Source organism: Neptuniibacter sp. QD29_5 (assembly GCF_047778125.1).
Classification (GTDB): Bacteria; Pseudomonadota; Gammaproteobacteria; order Pseudomonadales; family Balneatricaceae; genus Neptuniibacter.
Genome location: NZ_CP180556.1, coordinates 3,079,160 through 3,097,301, shown reverse-complemented (window position 1 = coordinate 3,097,301; position 18,142 = coordinate 3,079,160). Strand labels below are relative to the sequence as shown.

Below are 18,142 nucleotides of genomic sequence, written 5' to 3'. Positions count from 1 at the left end.
AGCCTTAGTTTGTCACAGATAGATGAAGGATAAAAGAAGAGGGGCTGCTAAGGATGGTTGGAGTGCGGTATAATACTGCGATTATTAATCCAAGTTTATCGATTTCCTCTATTTAATGGGCCTTTTAAGGCTGTCTGTGAAGAGGAAGTGTGGGGCAGGACATGTTTGAGAATTTAACAGAACGACTTACGCATACGCTACGTTCAGTCACGGGTCAGGCGAAACTGACAGAAGACAATATTAAGGGCACATTGCGTGAAGTGCGTATGGCGCTGCTTGAAGCAGACGTGGCGTTGCCTGTTGTTAAAGAGTTCGTAAACAGCGTTAAAGAGCGCGCGGTAGGTACCGAAGTAACCAAGAGTCTGACGCCGGGTCAGGTCTTCGTGAAGATCGTCAATGAAGAGATGGTCAAGGTTATGGGTGAGGCTAATGAGCAGCTAAACCTAGCAGCTAAGCCTCCTGCTGTTGTAATGATGGCCGGTCTTCAGGGTGCAGGTAAAACTACCTCTGTTGCTAAACTTGGTCGCCACCTGCGTGAGCGTGAAAAGAAAAAGGTTTTGGTTGTTTCTGCTGACGTCTATCGTCCAGCCGCTATAAAACAGCTAGAAACACTAGCGGGTGAAGTGCAGGTTGATTTCTTCCCATCAACGGCTGAGCAAGATCCAGTTGATATCGCGAATGCTGCAATTGCCCATGCGCGAATCCAGCATCATGATGTCGTTCTTCTAGATACTGCAGGTCGTTTGCACGTTGATGAAGATATGATGGGTGAAATTAAGCGCTTGCATGAAGCGGTTAATCCTATCGAAACCCTGTTTGTTGTTGATGCAATGACAGGTCAGGATGCGGCGAATACTGCCAAAGCGTTTAATGAAGTATTACCACTGACCGGTGTTGTTCTGACAAAAACGGATGGTGATGCCCGTGGTGGTGCTGCGCTTTCTGTTCGTCAGATCACAGGTAAGCCAATCAAATTCTTGGGTGTAGGTGAAAAAGTTGATGCTTTAGAGCCATTCCACCCAGATCGTATCGCTTCCCGTATCTTAGGTATGGGTGACGTCCTTTCTCTTATCGAAGAAGCAGAGCAGAAGATCGATAAGCAGAAAGCTGAGAAGTTCGCTAAGAAGATCAAAAAAGGTAAAGGCTTTGACCTAGAAGACTTCCGCGAACAGATCTCTCAGATGAAGAATATGGGCGGCATGATGGGCATGCTGGATAAACTGCCGGGTATGGGGCAGTTGGCGCAAGCGGCTGATGCTGCTAATGCCGAGAAAGGTATGCACCAGATGGAAGCGATCATTAACTCAATGACGCCGATGGAACGTCGTAAGCCTGATATCATTTCTGGCTCCCGCAAAAAGCGTATCGCGATGGGTTCTGGTACACAGGTGCAAGATGTTAACCGCTTGCTTAAACAGCATAAGCAGATGTCGAAAATGATGAAAAAGTTCAGCGGCAAAGGCGGTATGTCGAAAATGATGCGTGGTATGAAAGGCATGCTGCCACCAGGAATGGGTGGTGGCCCAGGTGGTATGGGCGGCATGGGTGGTCCTGGCGGCTTCCCGCGCATGTAATAATTGCGCATTTATTAAACGAAATGGCTTTATTAGGGCGGCAAATTCGCGTAGAATTGCCGCCCTGATTTTTCCGGTCCGATCTGCGTTAAAACCAGATTGGTTCATCAAACAGTGGGCGATATCAAAACCCACTCAATAAAAGGGTCTAACGCATGGTAATAATTCGTTTGTCTCGTGGTGGCGCTAAGAAGCGTCCTTTCTATCACATCTCAGTAGCGGACTCGCGTAATGCGCGTGACAGCCGTTTTATTGAGCGTGTTGGTTTCTTTAACCCAACTGCACGTGGTCAAGAAGAAGGTCTTCGTATCGATCTTGATCGTGTTGAATACTGGCAGAGCAAAGGCGCCCAGCTTTCTGAGCGCGTAGCTAAGCTAGTAAAAGAAGCTAAAGCAGCTAAGTAATTTTTAGGTTTTTGATCAGGATTGAAAATGAGCAGTAATCCAAATAATGAACAACTCATTGTCGGAAAAATTACTGCAGTCTATGGGGTTAAAGGTTGGGTAAAGATTTACTCGCATACGGACCCTATGGAGAACATTTTCAATTACAAACCTTGGCTATTAAAGGTTGATGGCGTTTTAAAACCTGTAGAGGTTGAAGCCAGCAAGCGTCATGGCAAAGGTCTGATAGCTAAATTGGCAGGAGTAGATGATCGTGATATCGCCGCTAAGTATTGTGGTTACGATATTGCGGTAGATTCAAGCCAGCTTCCAGATTTGGACGAGGGCGAGTACTACTGGAGCCAGTTGCAAAACCTATTAGTTTATACCGAGTCTGACCAATTGTTAGGCAAGGTGGTTCGCCTGATGGAAACCGGTGCAAATGATGTGCTGGTGGTAAAAGGCACAGCAGATAGCATTGATCAAAAAGAGCGTCTGTTGCCTTACCTTCCTGATCAGGTGATTAAAAAGATTGACTTGGAAACAGGTGCTATGTGGGTCGATTGGGACCCAGAGTTCTGAACCATGTGGTTCGGGGTGGTGACACTCTTTCCTGAAATGTTTGATGCAATTCGTTGCTACGGCGTAACAGGTAAAGCGGTGAAAAATGGTTTGATACAGATGCAGTGCTGGAGTCCTAGAGACTTTGCACATGATAAGCATAAAACTGTGGATGACCGACCTTATGGTGGCGGCCCAGGGATGTTGATGAAAGTTCAACCTCTAAGGGATGCTATTCATGCTGCAAAAGCAGCTGCGGGTGGAGAAGCTAAAGTTATTTATCTTTCACCGCAGGGCCGGCGTATGGATCATAAGGGAGTACAGGAACTAGCTTCTCGTGAGAGGTTGATTCTGGTAGCAGGGCGTTATGAAGGTATTGATGAGCGCCTGATAGAAACGGAAATTGATGAAGAATGGTCGTTAGGGGATTTTGTCCTCAGTGGCGGTGAATTGCCGGCCATGACTATGATTGATGCTGTTTCTCGTTTAGTACCTGGCGTCTTAGGGCATCAGGATTCGGCTACCGAAGATTCATTTCATGATGGTTTGCTTGACTGTCCTCACTACACTCGACCAGAACAGTTCGACGATATGCAAGTGCCTGAAGTGTTGTTGAGCGGCAACCATAAAGAGATCAGACGTTGGCGTCTGAAACAGCAATTAGGAAGAACCTGGCAACGCCGGCCTGATTTGTTGGAAAATCTTGAGTTGGACGCTGAACAAAAGTCATTGTTAACCGATTTTATCCGGGAGACCCAAGGGTCCGAAGGTTGAATGTTTAGGAGCAAGCGATGAGCGGCAAAAACCTAATTATTCAGCAGCTTGAAGCTGAACAAATGAACAAAGAAGTACCAGAATTCGCACCAGGTGATACTGTTGTAGTTCAGGTAAAAGTAGTAGAAGGCAACCGTACACGTCTACAGGCATTTGAAGGCGTTGTTCTAGGTAAGCGTAACCGTGGTGTAAACTCTGCATTCACAGTTCGTAAGATCTCTCACGGTGTTGGCGTTGAGCGTACATTCCAGACGTTCAGCACTACTGTAGATAGCATCGAAGTTAAGCGTCGTGGTGATGTTCGCCAAGCTAAACTTTACTACCTACGTGAGCGTAGCGGTAAGTCTGCACGTATCAAAGAGAAGTTGGGTTAATTCACTTTTCTCTCTTAAAAAAAGCGGCTTTATGCCGCTTTTTTTGTTTTTGTTTTGTGCTTAATAATTGAGAAGTATCAATTGGATAGATAAAGGGTTGGACAGATTTGCCAATTCCCACTCATAATAACAACTATCATTAGAGTTCCGTGCATAGAGGGAGAGCTTTCGGAGCTAGGTTTTATGCAAGTTAATGTAATTAAAAAAATTGCAGCTGTGCTGGCAGTAATTTGTGCGCCGATTGCCTTGTTTGCTGGTGTGTATGGTTTTGTCTGGTGGAAAGTCTCTGCTGCAGCAGAAAACTTTGCAAAGGATATCGCGCCTTTTGCAGCAATGAGTTATCAAGATATTCATATCGACCTTGTTGAAGCTCAGGTAGGGCTTAAAGGTATTTCATTTGTACCAACCGGCTCTGAAGGTAAAATTGGTGTTCAGTCAGCAGTACTGAAGGCGCCTTCATGGGGCTTTGTTCTTGAATTGGAAGAAAAACTCTCGAAGGGTGAGCTACCGGATGCCTTTAATGTTGATATCAAAGGTATCGACATAAACCTGAACAGCGGATATATACAGGATTGGGGGCGAATTGCATTAGATTCTCAGCGTAATGCTGGATCTGGTTATGATGCTTTAGCTTGTGGCGGTTTGGAATTTATAGGTCTGCCTGAGGTCCGTAAAATGGGCTATGGTGTTCTGAACACGGATGCTTCCTTTCAGTATCATTTCGATTCAGTAGATAAAGAGCTTAATTTTGACCTGCAAAGTAGAACAAGGCAGGTCGCGAATATGAGTATGTCGTTGGTGCTCAAAGTTGCGAGCGATGCACTGAATATACAGTCTATCGTGTTTGCTCAGCCACAACTAAAGCATTTTGAAGCTCGATATTTTGATCGGGGTTATAACAAAAAGCGTAATAAGTTTTGTGCTGGCCTAAATAAAGAGCCAGTTAAACAATATAGGGAACGTTATAAATCCCTTCTTTCAAAGCGTTTGAAGTATGAAGGTTGGAAAATTCCTGATGATCTTCTTTCGGCATTAGATGGTTTAAATGCTCCTAGTGGTTCTATTTATCTACGTGTGGATGTGCCTAAAGGTTTTGGTGTTCAGTCCTTAGCGTTGATTCAAACCCCTAGTGATCTTGTGCGTGAGTTAAATCCCTATGTTGAATTCAGCAAAAAGCATGTTTCTTTGGATGGATTGGATTGGGCCGAACCAGACCTAGAAGGGGAGCGTTTACTTGAAGAGCTTATGAAGCCTCAGGAAACGCCAGAATTTGTATTGGGTGACGAGGTTCAAACGACTGAGCCAGTAGATGCGGTTGCAGAAGAACTGAAACCGGGTTCTGCAATAAAGCCTTTTCCGAAGCCGAAGCCTAAAATCGAATATGAAAAGTCTTTCAAAGATATCGATGTGACGGAATTAGAAGCTCATATCGGGAAATCAGTGATTCTCTACACTTACTTTGGCCGGAAAGTAGAGGGGCGATTGGTCGCTGTAACCGATAAGGTGATTACTGTTGAGCATCGTGTGGTTAGTGGGCGTGGTACAGCAACCTATCCTATGGCGTACGATAAAATTCAAAGTGCGCAGTTATATCATTAGTACGTTTGTCTGACGTTTGGAGTTTAAGTGGTCGAAAAGCGTGAGGCCGAGACTGTGCATCCCAATGATGCGCAGTTAATTGATACCTATCTAGATGCGATTTGGATGGAGAAGGGATTAAGTGATAATACCTTAGCGTCTTACCGACGTGATCTAACTCAGTTTGCCATTTGGCTACGTCCCAATGCCGTTCGTTTACTTACTTGTACAAAGGCTGATATACAGGCTTATCTCGGGTGGCGTGTAAAAGAGCGGTTAAGGCCTAGCTCAACTTCCAGAATGTTATCTTGCCTGCGTGGTTTGTATCGCTATTTGCTTCGAGAAGGTGAGATAGAGGAGGACCCAGTTCTACTTATTCAGAGCCCTAAAAAAGGTCGTAGCTTGCCAAAAACCTTAACTGAGGCCGATGTAGAGGCTTTGCTAGAGGCGCCAGAGCTAAATGATCCTGTGCAATTTAGGGATCGAGCTATGCTTGAAGTTTTATATGCGACTGGATTGCGTGTCTCTGAGCTGGTTGCTCTGAAAGTGCATGAGATGAATCTCAATCAAGGCGTGATTCGAGTCATGGGTAAAGGCGGTAAAGAGCGTCTTGTGCCCTTGGGTGATGAGGCTATTAGTTGGGTAAAGCGCTACGATTCACAAGTTCGCCCTCTTTTAATGGGTGAAGAAGTTGACGATGTCGTGTTTCCTAGTAGGCGTGGTCAGCAGATGACGCGGCAAACTTTTTGGCATCGAGTCAAACGTCATGCTCTAACTGCAGGTATTGATAAGCCATTATCACCACACGTGTTGAGACACGCTTTTGCAACTCATTTGATCAATCATGGTGCTGATCTGCGTGTAGTTCAGATGTTGCTGGGCCACAGCGATCTGTCGACTACGCAGATTTATACCCATGTGGCGCAACAGCGACTGCAATCCTTGCATCAGCAGCATCACCCGCGAGGTTAATCTGCTAGACTGTGGAACTTTTCGTGAGATCGAGAGTCTCTTCTTGGTATTGGGATAAGTCTGAGCTTTATTAGATTTGGAAATTTTATGAAAAACTTATTTAAAACGTTTGCTTGCCTTTGGGCGTGTATGGCGACATCAGTAATGGCAGCAGAAGCTGAAGGGCTTATCGAGCAGAACCTTAAAAAAGTAGATGCTCGGATCGTTGTGAAAGAGATTGGCGATGCGCCTTTAACTGGATTGCGTGAAGTCGAGTTAAATAGTGGTGAAGTGCTATATGCCGATGACAAGGGTGAATACTTTCTTATTGGTAAACTCTATCGCTTCACTGACAAAGAAGGGTTTGTTGATCTGACCGAACGTAAGAAAAGCGCGCAGCGTAAAGTTCAGATGGCTGATCTGGATGAAGAGCAGTTAGTTGTTTATAAACCTAAGGGTGAAGTAAAAGCGACTGTAAATATCTTTACTGATGTAGATTGCCCATATTGCCGTAAACTCCATGCAGAGATTCCGGCTCTGAATGCGCAAGGCGTTCAAGTAAATTATTTGGCTTACCCACGCAATGGTACAGGTACAGGCACTTTTAAAAGCATGGTTTCAATTTGGTGTGCGGAAGGTGCTGAGGGGCGTCGTCAAGCGATGGATCAAGCTAAATCAGGTGTTCGTCCAGCAGCGAAAACTTGTGATAACCCTGTATTAGATCAGCTGCAGTTGGGGCAGTCTGTCGGTGTGACAGGTACGCCTGCAATTATTTTTGAAGATGGTCGTTTGTACCCGGGTTATGCACCAGCGCAGCAGTTGGTTAACCTGTTGGATCTTGAAAAATAACCCACTGCGGTTACTGAGAAGGAGGCTATATGGCCTCCTTTTTTATTTGTTGGGTCATAATGGGCTCAGAGATAGAGCTATTGCCTTGTTTTGGCTATAATACCCGCCTTATTTTTTGTAGATTGCGGTAATTGCCTGATAAAAAGAGGCTATCGCGGTTTTTTTTAGTTCAACAGCATGCGAGGTGCAGGTTTGAAACCGGTTAAAGTTGGTATCTGCGGACTAGGTACAGTCGGTGGTGGCACATTTAATGTGCTGAAGCGCAATGCGGAAGAGATTGCTCGTCGAGCAGGCCGCAAGATTATTGTTGAAGAGGTTGGTGCTCGCGACACAAACCCAGATTGCGATACCAAAGGCACTCAGATTACCAACGATATTTTTGCTGTAGCTAAAAATCCAGAAATCGATGTTGTCGTTGAACTGATCGGTGGCTACGACGTTGCGAAAGAGCTGGTTTTGACAGCAATTGAGCACGGTAAGCACGTTGTAACTGCAAACAAAGCCCTGATTGCGGTTCACGGTAATGAGATCTTTGAAGCGGCTCAGAAGAAGAACGTTATGGTTGCGTTCGAAGCGTCTGTTGCTGGCGGTATTCCGATCATCAAAGCGATCCGTGAAGGCCTTTCTGCAAACAAGATCAACTGGTTGGCAGGTATCATCAACGGCACTGGTAACTTCATCATGACTGAAATGCGTGACAAAGGTCGTGCATTTGAAGATGTGTTGAAAGAAGCACAAGAGCTTGGTTACGCAGAAGCGGACCCAACGTTCGATGTTGAAGGTATCGATGCCGCTCACAAACTGACAATTCTTGCGTCTTTGGCGTTTGGTGTACCGCTACAGTTTGAAAAAGCGTTCACTGAAGGCATCAGCAAGATTACACGTGAAGACGTACAGTATGCTGAAGAGCTTGGCTACCGTATCAAGCATTTAGGTATTACGCGTCGCAGTGGTAATGGTGTTGAGCTACGTGTTCACCCAACGCTGATCCCTGAATCAGCGCTAATCGCTAATGTAAACGGCGTAATGAACGCTGTTCTAGTTGACGGTGATGCGGTAGGTCAAACTATGTATTACGGTGCAGGTGCGGGTGCTGAACCAACAGCGTCAGCAGTTGTTGCTGATATCGTTGACGTTGTTCGTACATTAACAGCAGATCGTGACAACCGTGTACCTCACTTGGCTTTCCAGCCTACTGAGCTATCTGATGCGCCGATTTTACCAATCGAGCAAACAGAATCTGCTTACTACCTGCGCATGAACGCACAGGAAAAACCAGGTGTGCTAGCTAAAATCTCTAGCATCCTAGGTGCGCAAGATATTAATATCGAAGCGATCATCCAGAAAGAAACAGCTGAAGATCAGGTGCCAGTAATTATCCTGACCCAGTCTGTTCTTGAGCAAAAAGTGAATGATGCAATTGCTCAGATCGAAGCATTAGATGAAATCAACGGTTCGGTTACACGTATCCGTGCTGAGCATTTTGATAGTTAAGGAGTAAACCCCGTGAAATATATCTCTACCCGGGGACAGGCTCCGGCAATGAACTTTGAAGAGGTTTTGCTGGCTGGTTTGGCAAGTGATGGTGGTCTATACGTGCCAGAAACCCTGCCAACATTTAGCAAAGAAGAGATCGCTTCTTGGGCTGGTTTGCCGTACAACGAGCTTGCTTACAATGTGATTAAGCCATTCGTTGATGATTGTATCGACGATGCTGATCTTAAAAAGATGATTGATGAAACCTATGCTGGTTTCAATCACATCGCTGTAGCACCGTTGAAAGAACTAGGTACTAACGAGTGGGTTCTGGAGCTATTCCACGGCCCGACATTAGCGTTTAAAGACTTTGCACTACAGTTGCTAGGCCGTTTGATGGACTATGCACTGGAGAAGCGTGGTGAGCACTTAGTGATCATGGGAGCAACTTCCGGTGATACAGGTTCTGCTGCGATCGAAGGCTGTTGCCACAGCAAACATCTAGATATCTTTATTCTGCATCCGCATAACCGCGTATCAGAAGTTCAGCGTCGTCAGATGACGACGATCATTAAAGACAATGTCTTTAATATCGCGCTGGAAGGTAACTTTGATGATTGCCAGCAGATGGTTAAAGACAGCTTTGCGAATCAGGACTTCCTGAAAGGCATGAAGCTGGGTGCAGTAAACTCGATCAACTGGGCGCGTATCATGGCTCAGATCGTTTACTACTTCTCTGCGTCTTTGGCTGTTGGTGGTCCTCACCGTGAAGTGAGCTTCTCTGTGCCAACAGGTAACTTCGGCGATATCTTCGCAGGTTACTTGGCGAAACAGATGGGCTTGCCGGTTAAGCAGCTTGTTGTTGCAACGAACAAAAATGACATTCTACACCGTGTTATCTCCGGTAACGACATGTCTAAAGGTGAGTTGGTTCACACGCTATCCCCGTCTATGGATATTATGGTGTCTTCTAACTTCGAGCGTATGCTATTTGATGTATACGGTCGTAACGGTGAAGAGATTGGCGATCTAATGGCGCGCTTCTCGAAAGAGTCTGTAGAACTAGATCCTGCACGTTGGGAAAAAGTTCGTGAACTATTCGATAGCTATGCCGTAGATGATGAGACAACCTGTGATGTGATCAAGCAGGTATTCGAAGAGACTGAATATCTTCTAGATCCGCATACCGCGATCGGTGTTAAGGCTGGCCGTGAATGTAACCGTGATCAATCAGTGCCAATGATTACATTATCAACAGCGCATCCGGTTAAATTCCCTGAACCAGTGGTTAAAGCTGGTTTGGATGCACCGCAGTTACCGGCACATATGGCTGATCTATTCGAACGTGAAGAGAAGCTAGAAGTGCTAGACAACGACCTGAACACTGTTCAGCAGTATGTTGCGAGTCACGTACACACTGAGTAACTATTGATCAGATGTGATATTCTCAAAACCCGACGTTCGCGTCGGGTTTTTTGTGTCTGATAGAAAAATAATAATTCAGGGGCCTATGGATATGGCTGATCAGTTTTTTCTACTCTCTAAGATCTTATGGTTTGTGGCGCAACCGGATCACTTTTTACTATTAATGCTGCTGTTTGGCTTGTTGTTATGGCGCCGAGCATTAGGCGTGTTTTTGGTCTGGACCTCTGTTTTAGCTATGCTGACAATTAGTGTTTATCCAATGGCTAATTATTTGCTAGAGCCCTTGGAGCAGCGCTTTCCACAGCCTGTCTTGTCCGAAATTAAAGAGCCTATAGCCGGGATTATTGTACTCGGTGGTGGTGAAAATGCTGAGATGTCTTCCCATACGCAATGGCCGGAATTTAATCAGGCTGCAGACCGTTTGATGGCGTTACCTGGTTTAATGCTACGTTACCCTGACGCTAAAGTTGTTTTTACCGGCGGCTCTGGGTCAATTCTAGCACCCGAGTTTCGGGGTGGTGATGTAGCTGAACAATGGTTGAACCATCAAGGGATGGGCTCGCGTGTCACTATTGAAAGGGATTCGCGTAATACCTTTCAAAATGCGATCTACACTAAGGATTTGATTGCGAATGCTGAGGGTCAGGTAGAAGGAAAATGGCTGTTAGTAACATCAGCATTCCATATGCCGCGTTCAGTGGGTATTTATCGTAAGCTTGGTATCGATATTATTGCTTTTCCAGTAGATTACCGCGCCGGTACAATGCGTTTTACGCCTGATCTGAATACAAATATGAATGGCCTAAATACTGCTGTAAGGGAGTGGATTGGCCTGTTGGCATACCACTACACTGAGAAAACTGATGTGTTGTTCCCAGCACCTGTTAGCCCCATTGAATTAGAGAACGAATGAAACAGTTAAACATTTCACCTAGGCCGCAGGTCGATACATCTGTACCTGTGTTTCAGCAGGTAAATCCAGTTTTGGCCCGTATCTACGCTTCACGCGGCGTGCATGATCTACAAGGGCTTGGGCGCAGTTTAAGTGAACTTTTGCCGGATAGTGGTTTAGCAGGCATAGAGAATGCAGTTAATCGTTTAGTCAGGGCATTAGAGCATCGCGAAAAGATCTTAATTATTGGTGATTTTGACTGTGATGGTGCGACCAGTACCTCTGTCGCTGTTTTAGCTCTGAGAATGATGGGCGTTGCAGAGGTTGGCTATCTGGTGCCTAACCGTTTTGAATATGGCTATGGGCTAAGCCCAGAGATTGTAGCGGAAGCCCTGAAGCAATCCCCAGATCTATTGATAACTGTCGATAATGGTATTTCGAGTATCGAAGGCGTTGCAGCGGCGAATGCTGCGGGTTTAGATGTCATCGTTACGGATCACCATTTGGCAGGGAGGGAGCTTCCAGCTGCTTGTGCCATCGTTAACCCAAATCAGCCTGATTGCCATTTCACCGCTAAATCTACCTGCGGTGTTGGTGTGATCTTTTATGTGATGATTGCACTGCGTCGAACGTTACAGCAAAAAGATTGGTTTAACTTAAATGGGTTACCTAGCCCTAATTTAGGTTCACTCTTAGACCTTGTGGCTTTAGGAACGGTTGCGGATGTTGTTCCTTTAGAGCAAAACAACCGTGTGCTAGTTCATCAAGGTATACAACGTATCAAAGCAGGGCGTTGTAGGCCGGGGCTGAAAGCGTTAATAGAGTTATCAGGCCGTCAGCAGCACAAAGTGGCTTCATCCGATCTTGGCTTTGCTATCGCGCCACGCTTGAATGCAGCTGGCCGTTTGGAAGATATGTCGATCGGTATCGAGTGTTTGCTGACCGAATCTGAGCAGAAAGCTAAAGAGCTAGCCGCTACACTGAACGACCTCAATCAAGAACGTAAAGGTATAGAGCAAGAGATGCAGCAGCAAGCGCTGGATCTGCTTGATAAGCTGCAATTGGACTCAGCGCAGCTTCCGTACGGTCTATCCCTTTATGAGCCCGAGTGGCATCAGGGCGTGATCGGTATTCTGGCTTCTAGGATTAAAGATCGAATGCACCGTCCAGTGATTGCCTTTGCTCAAGGTGATGAAGGCGAGTTAAAAGGTTCTGCACGATCGATTCCGGGCTTCCATGTGCGAGACGGTTTAGATGCGATTGCTGCAAGGTATCCATCGCTTTTGCGTAAGTTTGGTGGTCATGCCATGGCTGCTGGCTTAACTATCAAAGCTACAGATCTAGAGCTGTTTCAAAACGCTTTTGATGAAGAAGTTAGACGCCAATTAAGTGAGTCAGATCTCCAGCAAGAGGTGTTAACCGATGGCGAGCTTACAGCCGCTGATATGACCATCGAGTTAGCAGAGCTGTTACGTAATGCCGGTCCTTGGGGGCATCAGTTCCCTGAACCGCTGTTTGATGGCCAATTTACCTTGATCCAGCAACGAGTGGTTGGTCAAAGACATCTGAAAATGGTGTTGATGGAGTCGGTTTCTGGTTTGGCTGTCGATGCGATTCAGTTTAACGCTGATATGGAACTTTGGCCGGATCAGGATATCACCCAAGTCAGAGCAGTATATCGTTTGGATGTAAATGAGTTCCGCGGTAAACGATCGGTGCAAATGCTGGTGGATCATCTACTGCCTGAGTAGTATCGTTGCCGCCTCTATTTTTTGATTCTTAATTGGAAGCAGCTGAATGGCTGCTTTCCTATCTACACTGAAGTGAATAATTGATGTCTGATCTACTGCCTTACTATGTCGGCGCGCATGTGAGCGCCAGTGGTGGTGTGCAAAACGCCCCGCTTAATGCTAAAGAAATTGAAGCGAATGCATTTGCTCTATTTACTAAAAATCAGCGGCGTTGGGTGGCAAAGCCTTTAGATTCAAAGACGATCGCGTCATTTAAGAAAAACTGCGCTGCGCTAAATTTTAAGCCGGAGCAGATTCTTCCTCATGATTCTTATCTGATTAACTTAGGCCATCCAGAAGAGGAAGCATTACTGAAGTCTCGTGATGCCTTCTTAGATGAGATGCAGCGATGTGAGCAGTTGGGCTTGGTTTATCTTAATTTTCATCCGGGGAGTCATCTGCGCAAGATCAGTGAAGAGGAGTGTATTACTAAGATTGCTGAGTCGCTTAACTGGGCAATTGCGCAAACTGAATCCGTTGTGGCGGTTATTGAGAATACCGCAGGCCAAGGAAGCAACCTTGGTTTTAGCTTTGAGCAGTTAGCCGCCATTATTGATCAAGTAGAAGATAAGAGCCGTGTTGGTGTGTGTATCGATACCTGCCACATGTTTGCGGCTGGCTATGATATCCGTACTCAAGAGAGTTGTGCCGAGGTATTCGAAGACTTCTCCAATATTGTCGGTTTTGAATACCTTAAAGGGATGCACCTGAATGATTCTAAAGGTGGTTTAGGCTCGCGCTTGGATCGTCATCACAGTCTAGGTCAGGGAGAGATTGGTTTAGAGGTCTTTAAATTCATTATGCGTGATGATCGTTTCCGGGGGATTCCATTAGTGCTGGAAACGATTGATGAGACGATCTGGGCTGAAGAAATTCAGATGCTGCGTCAGTTTACGTTGGGTGATTTTGATTAGAGTTGTCTAATATTTGGGCGATCGTATATCTGAATACCCATATAAATGGTAGATATTTTCGTGTTTGTCACTTAAGTGTCATCCTTTCTAGCTAGCCTGTGCGTCTAAGAATAGTGCATCACAGGTGAGTAAGTATGTTGCTTGCAACAAATGAGGTCGATGCTGAGTCACGTCGTAAGTATCTTTTCGATATTTTAGAATCAGAATCACTTTATCCGCATTTTCAGCCGATTGTTGATTTAAAAAACAATGTTGTTATTGGTCATGAAGCCTTAATTAGAGGACCTGCGGGTACGGTTATGGCTTCGCCTGGCGCGTTGTTCCAGACGGCAATTGAAAACAATTTGTTACATACACTTGAGTTGTTATCTCGACGCAAATCCCTCGAAGCATTTGCAGAGTTGAACCCTGGTGGGCAGCTCTTTCTTAATATCAGTGCGTCTTTGCTTGGGACGCCAGAACACACCGAAGGCTTTACGGCTGAGCTGTTACAAGAGTTAGGTATCTCAATCCAAGATATCGTCATAGAGCTTTCTGAACAGCACCCATTTGATCAGCAAGGCCTGACTCATGCTGCCGTTGAGCATTACCGAAATATGGGTTTCCAAGTTGCGGTAGATGATTTGGGGACAGGTTACTCCGGCTTGAAATTGTGGTCAGAGCTGAAGCCTGAATACGTCAAAATTGATCGCCACTTTATCTCTGATATCGACAGTGATCCGGTAAAACGTGAGTTCGTACGCTCAATCTACAACATCAGTAATACCATGGGCTGTAAAGTCATTGCTGAGGGAATTGAGCGTCAAGAAGAAGTTAAAACGATCAAGGAACTAGGCATCAATATTGGTCAGGGCTTTTACCTTGGTTATCCAAGCCCTGAACCGCAAACGGTTGAGCCTCCCGCCGCTGATGTGTACGAATCTGCAAACGCTCCTCGAGTTGAGAACTGTGAGACGGCTCACTCTCTATTGCGCAATGCCCCAACTGTTTCTATTCAAGATACCGTTCTGTCGGTGAGTGATCTATTTAGAACGCATCCCGAGCTAAGCTCTCTACCGGTTGTGCATGAAGGCATACCCCAAGGGGTGGTAAGAAGATCCAGTCTGTTTGAGTTGTTCTCTACCCAGTACGGTCGTGCGCTCTACGGTAAAAAACCGGTCGAGCGAATTTTGTCTCATGACGTGCTTATTGTGGATGCTGGGATGAGCTTGGATGAAGTGTCTCGGCTTATTACAGAGAATGAACAGAATGTGATCCAGCAGGATCTGATCATTACTCAGAACGACCTTTATGTAGGAATGGGTAATGTACGAGATCTATTGAAGCGCTTAACAGAGCTTAAAGTGCAAAATGCTCAGTATGCCAACCCGCTGACGCTCTTGCCGGGTAATGTCCCGATCAATAACGAAGTGGATGCGTTGCTTAATCAATCGGCAGATTTTCATGTCGCTTATTTTGATCTGAACAACTTTAAACCCTTTAACGATTGTTATGGCTATTCCAAAGGGGATCAAGTAATTCGTTTGTTGGGCGAATTACTGGTGCAGCACGCCTCTTATGATTCAAATTTCATCGGCCATGTGGGGGGCGATGACTTTGTTGTGATCTATCGCTCACCTGATTGGCAGTTGAGTTGTGAGCGGATCATTCGCGAGTTCGATAAAGCGGTAAAAGGGTTCTACTGCGATGCGGATCTCAAAGCGGGTGGGATCTGGGCGAGTGATCGTCAAGATAACCGCACTTTTTTCTCATTTTTGGGCTTGGCTGTCGGTGTTGTTCACCCTGATCCTTGCTGTTGTAACAGCTTTCATGAGGTGGCAGAGCTTGCGGCTATGGCTAAAAAAGAAGCTAAAAAGTCTGCTGAGAGCGCGATGTTTGTATCCCGTCGGCGCTGTATTACTACATCGGTAGCCGATAGTTTGAAGTGCTTTGCGTAAGCTCAAACTTCTGTAGCCCTGTTCCTAAGGGCTAACCTCTCTAATTTTTCATTTCGAAATGGATTGATCAATTGGCTTGATGAGCTGGTTAATTGATATAGTGAGTTATTCGCTAGTCAATGACAGGAACAGCACATGTCTGAGAAATGGCAACCAAGTTTTGGTCAAAAAGATTTCAACATCGATAAACAAGAAACCCTGTACGATGGTTTCTTTCAAATGCACAAACTCTATCTGCGGCATAAAACTTTTGCTGGCAGTGAGATAGAGATCCAGCGTGAGCTGTTTTACCGTGATGATGCTGTATGTGCGCTGCTCTATGATGCGGTTAAACAATCGGTTGTTTTGATCGAGCAGTTCCGTGTGGGTGCATTTGATAGCCCAGATGGGCCTTGGTTGCTGGAGCTGGTGGCTGGTATCGTCGAGAAAGGTGAAACCACTGAAGATGTCGCTCGCCGTGAAGCAGTCGAAGAAGCGGGGGCGCAGTTAGGTGAGATCAAGCACATTACCCGTTTCTCACCGAGTACTGGAGCAACGCGAGAGTATATCGATCTACTTTGTGCTCAGGTGGATTCCAGTGGTGTCGATGGCATCCATGGTTTGCCTGAAGAGGGCGAAGATATCAAAGTGCATGTTATTCCCGTGGAAGATGCCTTTGAATTAGTACAACAAGGTATAATTAATAATGCCCCTGCGATAATTGCGCTGCAGTGGCTACAGTTAAATAAGTCAGCGCTCGATCAGCGTTGGCAGTAAGTAGTAAACGATAAATCGGATAGGCAGATGAAGCGGAAATATATTCCAGATCTAACTCGGCAGATGGCGCATTGCGAGGCTAACTATGCTCGTATTATGAAGCTATTACCGGATCTGGATGACTGTGATGAACGCGAGTTTCAGGTGAGTTGGCCTGAGCATACTGCCTATCTGCGTCTGCAGGTTGATGAGCGATTCAAGTATACGAGCACCTTGTTGATTAGCCATCGCTTTGAATCGAGTTCGCCATGGCTAGAAGCACCGAGTCTAGTGGTGCGCCTATACCACGATGCTGGTATGGCTGAGGTAATCTGTATGCAGCGTCGTAAGCAGCTCTCCGGTGTTTATCCCTATCCAAATAAAAATATGCACCTGCCGGATGAGAAAATTCAGCTAAATGAATATCTGGGCGAGTGGTTGAGCGAATGCTTAAACCACGGCCACAGCATGGAACCGGTATTCAGTGGCTGAAACCATTACTCTGCTTCAAGTCAGTGATATGCACCTGCAACAAGAACCAGATATGTTGTTGAAAGGTGTGAATGTTGAGCAACGCTTTCAACAAGTGCTAGCGGAGATCGAATCTCAATCTGCTGATGCATTGTTACTCACTGGTGATCTGACACATCACGCACCTACGGCCTATGACCGTTTGGTTTCTTATGTCGATCAGCTTCCTTACCCAAGTTATTGGATTCCCGGTAACCATGATCTGGCAGAGGAGATGGCGCGTTTTGCAGATACAGAATTAGCGTCGCGGGTAAAAGCGTTCGGTGGTTGGAAACTGATTTTTCTAGATAGCAGTTCAAATCCCGATGGCAAAGGCAGTGGTTCGCTTTCTGAGACAGAATTGAGCTTTTTAAAAGCTGAATTAAGTCAGGCAGCGCCTGATCAACACGTGCTATTAGTTCTGCATCATCATCCTGTGTCTGTAAAAAGCCGATGGCAGGATGAGATCTGTTTAGGTAATGCTGATCAGTTTTGGCAAATTGTTGAACCTTATCCACAAGTGAAAGGCGTTATCTTTGGTCATGTGCATCAAAGCTGGGCGCTTCAGAGAGGAGAGATTCAACTATTCTCTGTGCCTGCGACTGCTGCGCAGTTTAAAGGTCAGACAGACCGTTCCGAAGTGGAAGATGATCCTAAGCTAGCCGGGCCTGCTTGTGGCCGTTATCAGCTCTATTCTTGTGGGAAAATTAACCAACAAGTGATTAGATTACCCGCATAGCTTTACTGGCTATTGCGCCTTGCTTTCCCCTCCGGTAAGTTCTTTGCCAGAGGAAGAAAATGAATACACCGCTTTATATATACGTTCATGGCTTTAACAGCTCACCGCAATCGATGAAGGCGAGGTTGTTTGTCGAATTTCTGCAGGGTAAAGGTTTAGGCGATCAGGTGATGGTGCCAGAGCTATCCCACTGGCCTGCTGAAGCTATGGAGCAGTTACGCGCTCTTGTAGAGCAAAACCAACAGCGATCCATCATCTTGTTAGGAAGTTCGCTGGGTGGTTATTACAGTACATGGCTAACCGAACATTATGATCATGTACGTACGGTTTTAATTAATCCATCGGTCAGACCGTTTGAACTGTTGCCTCAGTATCTTGGGCCTAATGTGAATCTTTATTCCGGTGAAGAGTACGAACTTACCCAAGAACATTTGGCGCAGTTGTTGGCGTTAAATTGCCAAGAGATCGAGCGGCCAGATGCTTATCTGCTTTTAACCCAAACAGCAGATGAAACGCTGGATTACCGAGAAGCGGTCGAGAAGTTTTCAGCATCGCCGCAGTTTGTTCAGCCCGGCGGCAGTCATGGTTTCGAGCAGTTTGAAAACCTGATTCCAGCCATTATGGCGTTTGCAGAAGGGCGTATTGATCTGCCCGAAGCACAACCGATTTAAATATCGTTA

18 protein-coding genes are annotated in these 18,142 nt (G+C 45.8%); all 18 read left to right on the top strand.

Annotation, left to right across the window (positions count from 1 at the left end; all coding sequences use genetic code 11):
• Positions 1–161 precede the first annotated feature (161 nt).
• The 18 genes from ffh to ACMXYR_RS14635 all read left to right on the top strand — a co-directional run bounded on the left by ffh (position 162) and on the right by ACMXYR_RS14635 (position 18,133).
• Positions 162–1,574: a signal recognition particle protein gene (gene ffh, locus ACMXYR_RS14720; protein ID WP_415882556.1), complete on the top strand. Its 1,413-nt coding sequence runs from the start codon at positions 162–164 to the stop codon at positions 1,572–1,574.
• 155 nt (positions 1,575–1,729) lie between these two features.
• Positions 1,730–1,978, top strand: coding sequence for a 30S ribosomal protein S16 (gene rpsP, locus ACMXYR_RS14715; RefSeq protein WP_415882555.1), 249 nt, complete (start codon positions 1,730–1,732; stop codon positions 1,976–1,978).
• Between the two features lie 27 nt (positions 1,979–2,005).
• Positions 2,006–2,539, top strand: a complete 534-nt coding sequence (gene rimM, locus ACMXYR_RS14710; RefSeq protein WP_415892656.1) for a ribosome maturation factor RimM — start codon at positions 2,006–2,008, stop codon at positions 2,537–2,539.
• 3 nt (positions 2,540–2,542) lie between these two features.
• Complete coding sequence (gene trmD, locus ACMXYR_RS14705; RefSeq protein ID WP_415882553.1) at positions 2,543–3,292, top strand: tRNA (guanosine(37)-N1)-methyltransferase TrmD; 750 nt, start codon at positions 2,543–2,545, stop codon at positions 3,290–3,292.
• 17 nt (positions 3,293–3,309) lie between these two features.
• Positions 3,310–3,666: a 50S ribosomal protein L19 gene (rplS, locus tag ACMXYR_RS14700; protein ID WP_415882552.1), complete on the top strand. Its 357-nt coding sequence runs from the start codon at positions 3,310–3,312 to the stop codon at positions 3,664–3,666.
• Between the two features lie 183 nt (positions 3,667–3,849).
• Positions 3,850–5,265 carry a hypothetical protein gene (locus ACMXYR_RS14695; RefSeq protein WP_415902165.1) on the top strand — a complete coding sequence of 472 codons (1,416 nt, stop codon included), beginning with the start codon at positions 3,850–3,852 and terminating at the stop codon, positions 5,263–5,265.
• 105 nt (positions 5,266–5,370) lie between these two features.
• A complete protein-coding gene (gene xerD, locus ACMXYR_RS14690; protein ID WP_415903660.1) occupies positions 5,371–6,216 on the top strand; it encodes a site-specific tyrosine recombinase XerD in 846 nt (281 codons plus the stop codon).
• Positions 6,217–6,303: 87 nt separating this feature from the next.
• Complete coding sequence (locus ACMXYR_RS14685) at positions 6,304–7,044, top strand: DsbC family protein (protein ID WP_415902164.1); 741 nt, start codon at positions 6,304–6,306, stop codon at positions 7,042–7,044.
• A gap of 192 nt (positions 7,045–7,236) precedes the next feature.
• Positions 7,237–8,538 (top strand): homoserine dehydrogenase, encoded by a 1,302-nt coding sequence (locus tag ACMXYR_RS14680; protein WP_415902163.1) that lies wholly within the window; start codon positions 7,237–7,239, stop codon positions 8,536–8,538.
• A gap of 12 nt (positions 8,539–8,550) precedes the next feature.
• Positions 8,551–9,945, top strand: a complete 1,395-nt coding sequence (gene thrC, locus ACMXYR_RS14675; RefSeq protein ID WP_415902162.1) for a threonine synthase — start codon at positions 8,551–8,553, stop codon at positions 9,943–9,945.
• Between the two features lie 91 nt (positions 9,946–10,036).
• Complete coding sequence (locus ACMXYR_RS14670; protein ID WP_415902161.1) at positions 10,037–10,858, top strand: YdcF family protein; 822 nt, start codon at positions 10,037–10,039, stop codon at positions 10,856–10,858.
• Complete coding sequence (gene recJ, locus ACMXYR_RS14665) at positions 10,855–12,588, top strand: single-stranded-DNA-specific exonuclease RecJ (RefSeq protein ID WP_415902160.1); 1,734 nt, start codon at positions 10,855–10,857, stop codon at positions 12,586–12,588. Before ACMXYR_RS14670 ends, recJ begins: the two co-directional genes overlap by 4 nt.
• An 83-nt stretch (positions 12,589–12,671) precedes the next feature.
• Positions 12,672–13,541, top strand: a complete 870-nt coding sequence (gene nfo / locus ACMXYR_RS14660; RefSeq protein WP_415902159.1) for a deoxyribonuclease IV — start codon at positions 12,672–12,674, stop codon at positions 13,539–13,541.
• Between the two features lie 134 nt (positions 13,542–13,675).
• Entirely contained in the window at positions 13,676–15,478 is a 1,803-nt protein-coding gene (locus tag ACMXYR_RS14655; RefSeq protein ID WP_415902158.1) for an EAL domain-containing protein, read from the top strand.
• Positions 15,479–15,613: 135 nt separating this feature from the next.
• Entirely contained in the window at positions 15,614–16,234 is a 621-nt protein-coding gene (locus ACMXYR_RS14650) for an NUDIX domain-containing protein (protein WP_415902157.1), read from the top strand.
• Between the two features lie 27 nt (positions 16,235–16,261).
• Positions 16,262–16,705 carry a DUF1249 domain-containing protein gene (locus tag ACMXYR_RS14645; protein ID WP_415902156.1) on the top strand — a complete coding sequence of 148 codons (444 nt, stop codon included), beginning with the start codon at positions 16,262–16,264 and terminating at the stop codon, positions 16,703–16,705.
• A complete protein-coding gene (locus ACMXYR_RS14640) occupies positions 16,698–17,462 on the top strand; it encodes a phosphodiesterase (RefSeq protein WP_415902155.1) in 765 nt (254 codons plus the stop codon). Before ACMXYR_RS14645 ends, ACMXYR_RS14640 begins: the two co-directional genes overlap by 8 nt.
• 59 nt (positions 17,463–17,521) lie before the next feature.
• A complete protein-coding gene (locus ACMXYR_RS14635; RefSeq protein ID WP_415902154.1) occupies positions 17,522–18,133 on the top strand; it encodes a YqiA/YcfP family alpha/beta fold hydrolase in 612 nt (203 codons plus the stop codon).
• The last annotated feature ends 9 nt before the right edge of the window (positions 18,134–18,142 follow it).

Coding starts and splice junctions, on each gene's coding strand:
- ffh (WP_415882556.1), top strand. CDS start 162: ATGTTTGAGAATTTAACAGAACGACTTACGCATACGCTACGTTCAGTC.
- rpsP (WP_415882555.1), top strand. CDS start 1,730: ATGGTAATAATTCGTTTGTCTCGTGGTGGCGCTAAGAAGCGTCCTTTC.
- rimM (WP_415892656.1), top strand. CDS start 2,006: ATGAGCAGTAATCCAAATAATGAACAACTCATTGTCGGAAAAATTACT.
- trmD (WP_415882553.1), top strand. CDS start 2,543: ATGTGGTTCGGGGTGGTGACACTCTTTCCTGAAATGTTTGATGCAATT.
- rplS (WP_415882552.1), top strand. CDS start 3,310: ATGAGCGGCAAAAACCTAATTATTCAGCAGCTTGAAGCTGAACAAATG.
- ACMXYR_RS14695 (WP_415902165.1), top strand. CDS start 3,850: ATGCAAGTTAATGTAATTAAAAAAATTGCAGCTGTGCTGGCAGTAATT.
- xerD (WP_415903660.1), top strand. CDS start 5,371: ATGGAGAAGGGATTAAGTGATAATACCTTAGCGTCTTACCGACGTGAT.
- ACMXYR_RS14685 (WP_415902164.1), top strand. CDS start 6,304: ATGAAAAACTTATTTAAAACGTTTGCTTGCCTTTGGGCGTGTATGGCG.
- ACMXYR_RS14670 (WP_415902161.1), top strand. CDS start 10,037: ATGGCTGATCAGTTTTTTCTACTCTCTAAGATCTTATGGTTTGTGGCG.
- recJ (WP_415902160.1), top strand. CDS start 10,855: ATGAAACAGTTAAACATTTCACCTAGGCCGCAGGTCGATACATCTGTA.
- nfo (WP_415902159.1), top strand. CDS start 12,672: ATGTCTGATCTACTGCCTTACTATGTCGGCGCGCATGTGAGCGCCAGT.
- ACMXYR_RS14655 (WP_415902158.1), top strand. CDS start 13,676: ATGTTGCTTGCAACAAATGAGGTCGATGCTGAGTCACGTCGTAAGTAT.
- ACMXYR_RS14650 (WP_415902157.1), top strand. CDS start 15,614: ATGTCTGAGAAATGGCAACCAAGTTTTGGTCAAAAAGATTTCAACATC.
- ACMXYR_RS14645 (WP_415902156.1), top strand. CDS start 16,262: ATGAAGCGGAAATATATTCCAGATCTAACTCGGCAGATGGCGCATTGC.
- ACMXYR_RS14635 (WP_415902154.1), top strand. CDS start 17,522: ATGAATACACCGCTTTATATATACGTTCATGGCTTTAACAGCTCACCG.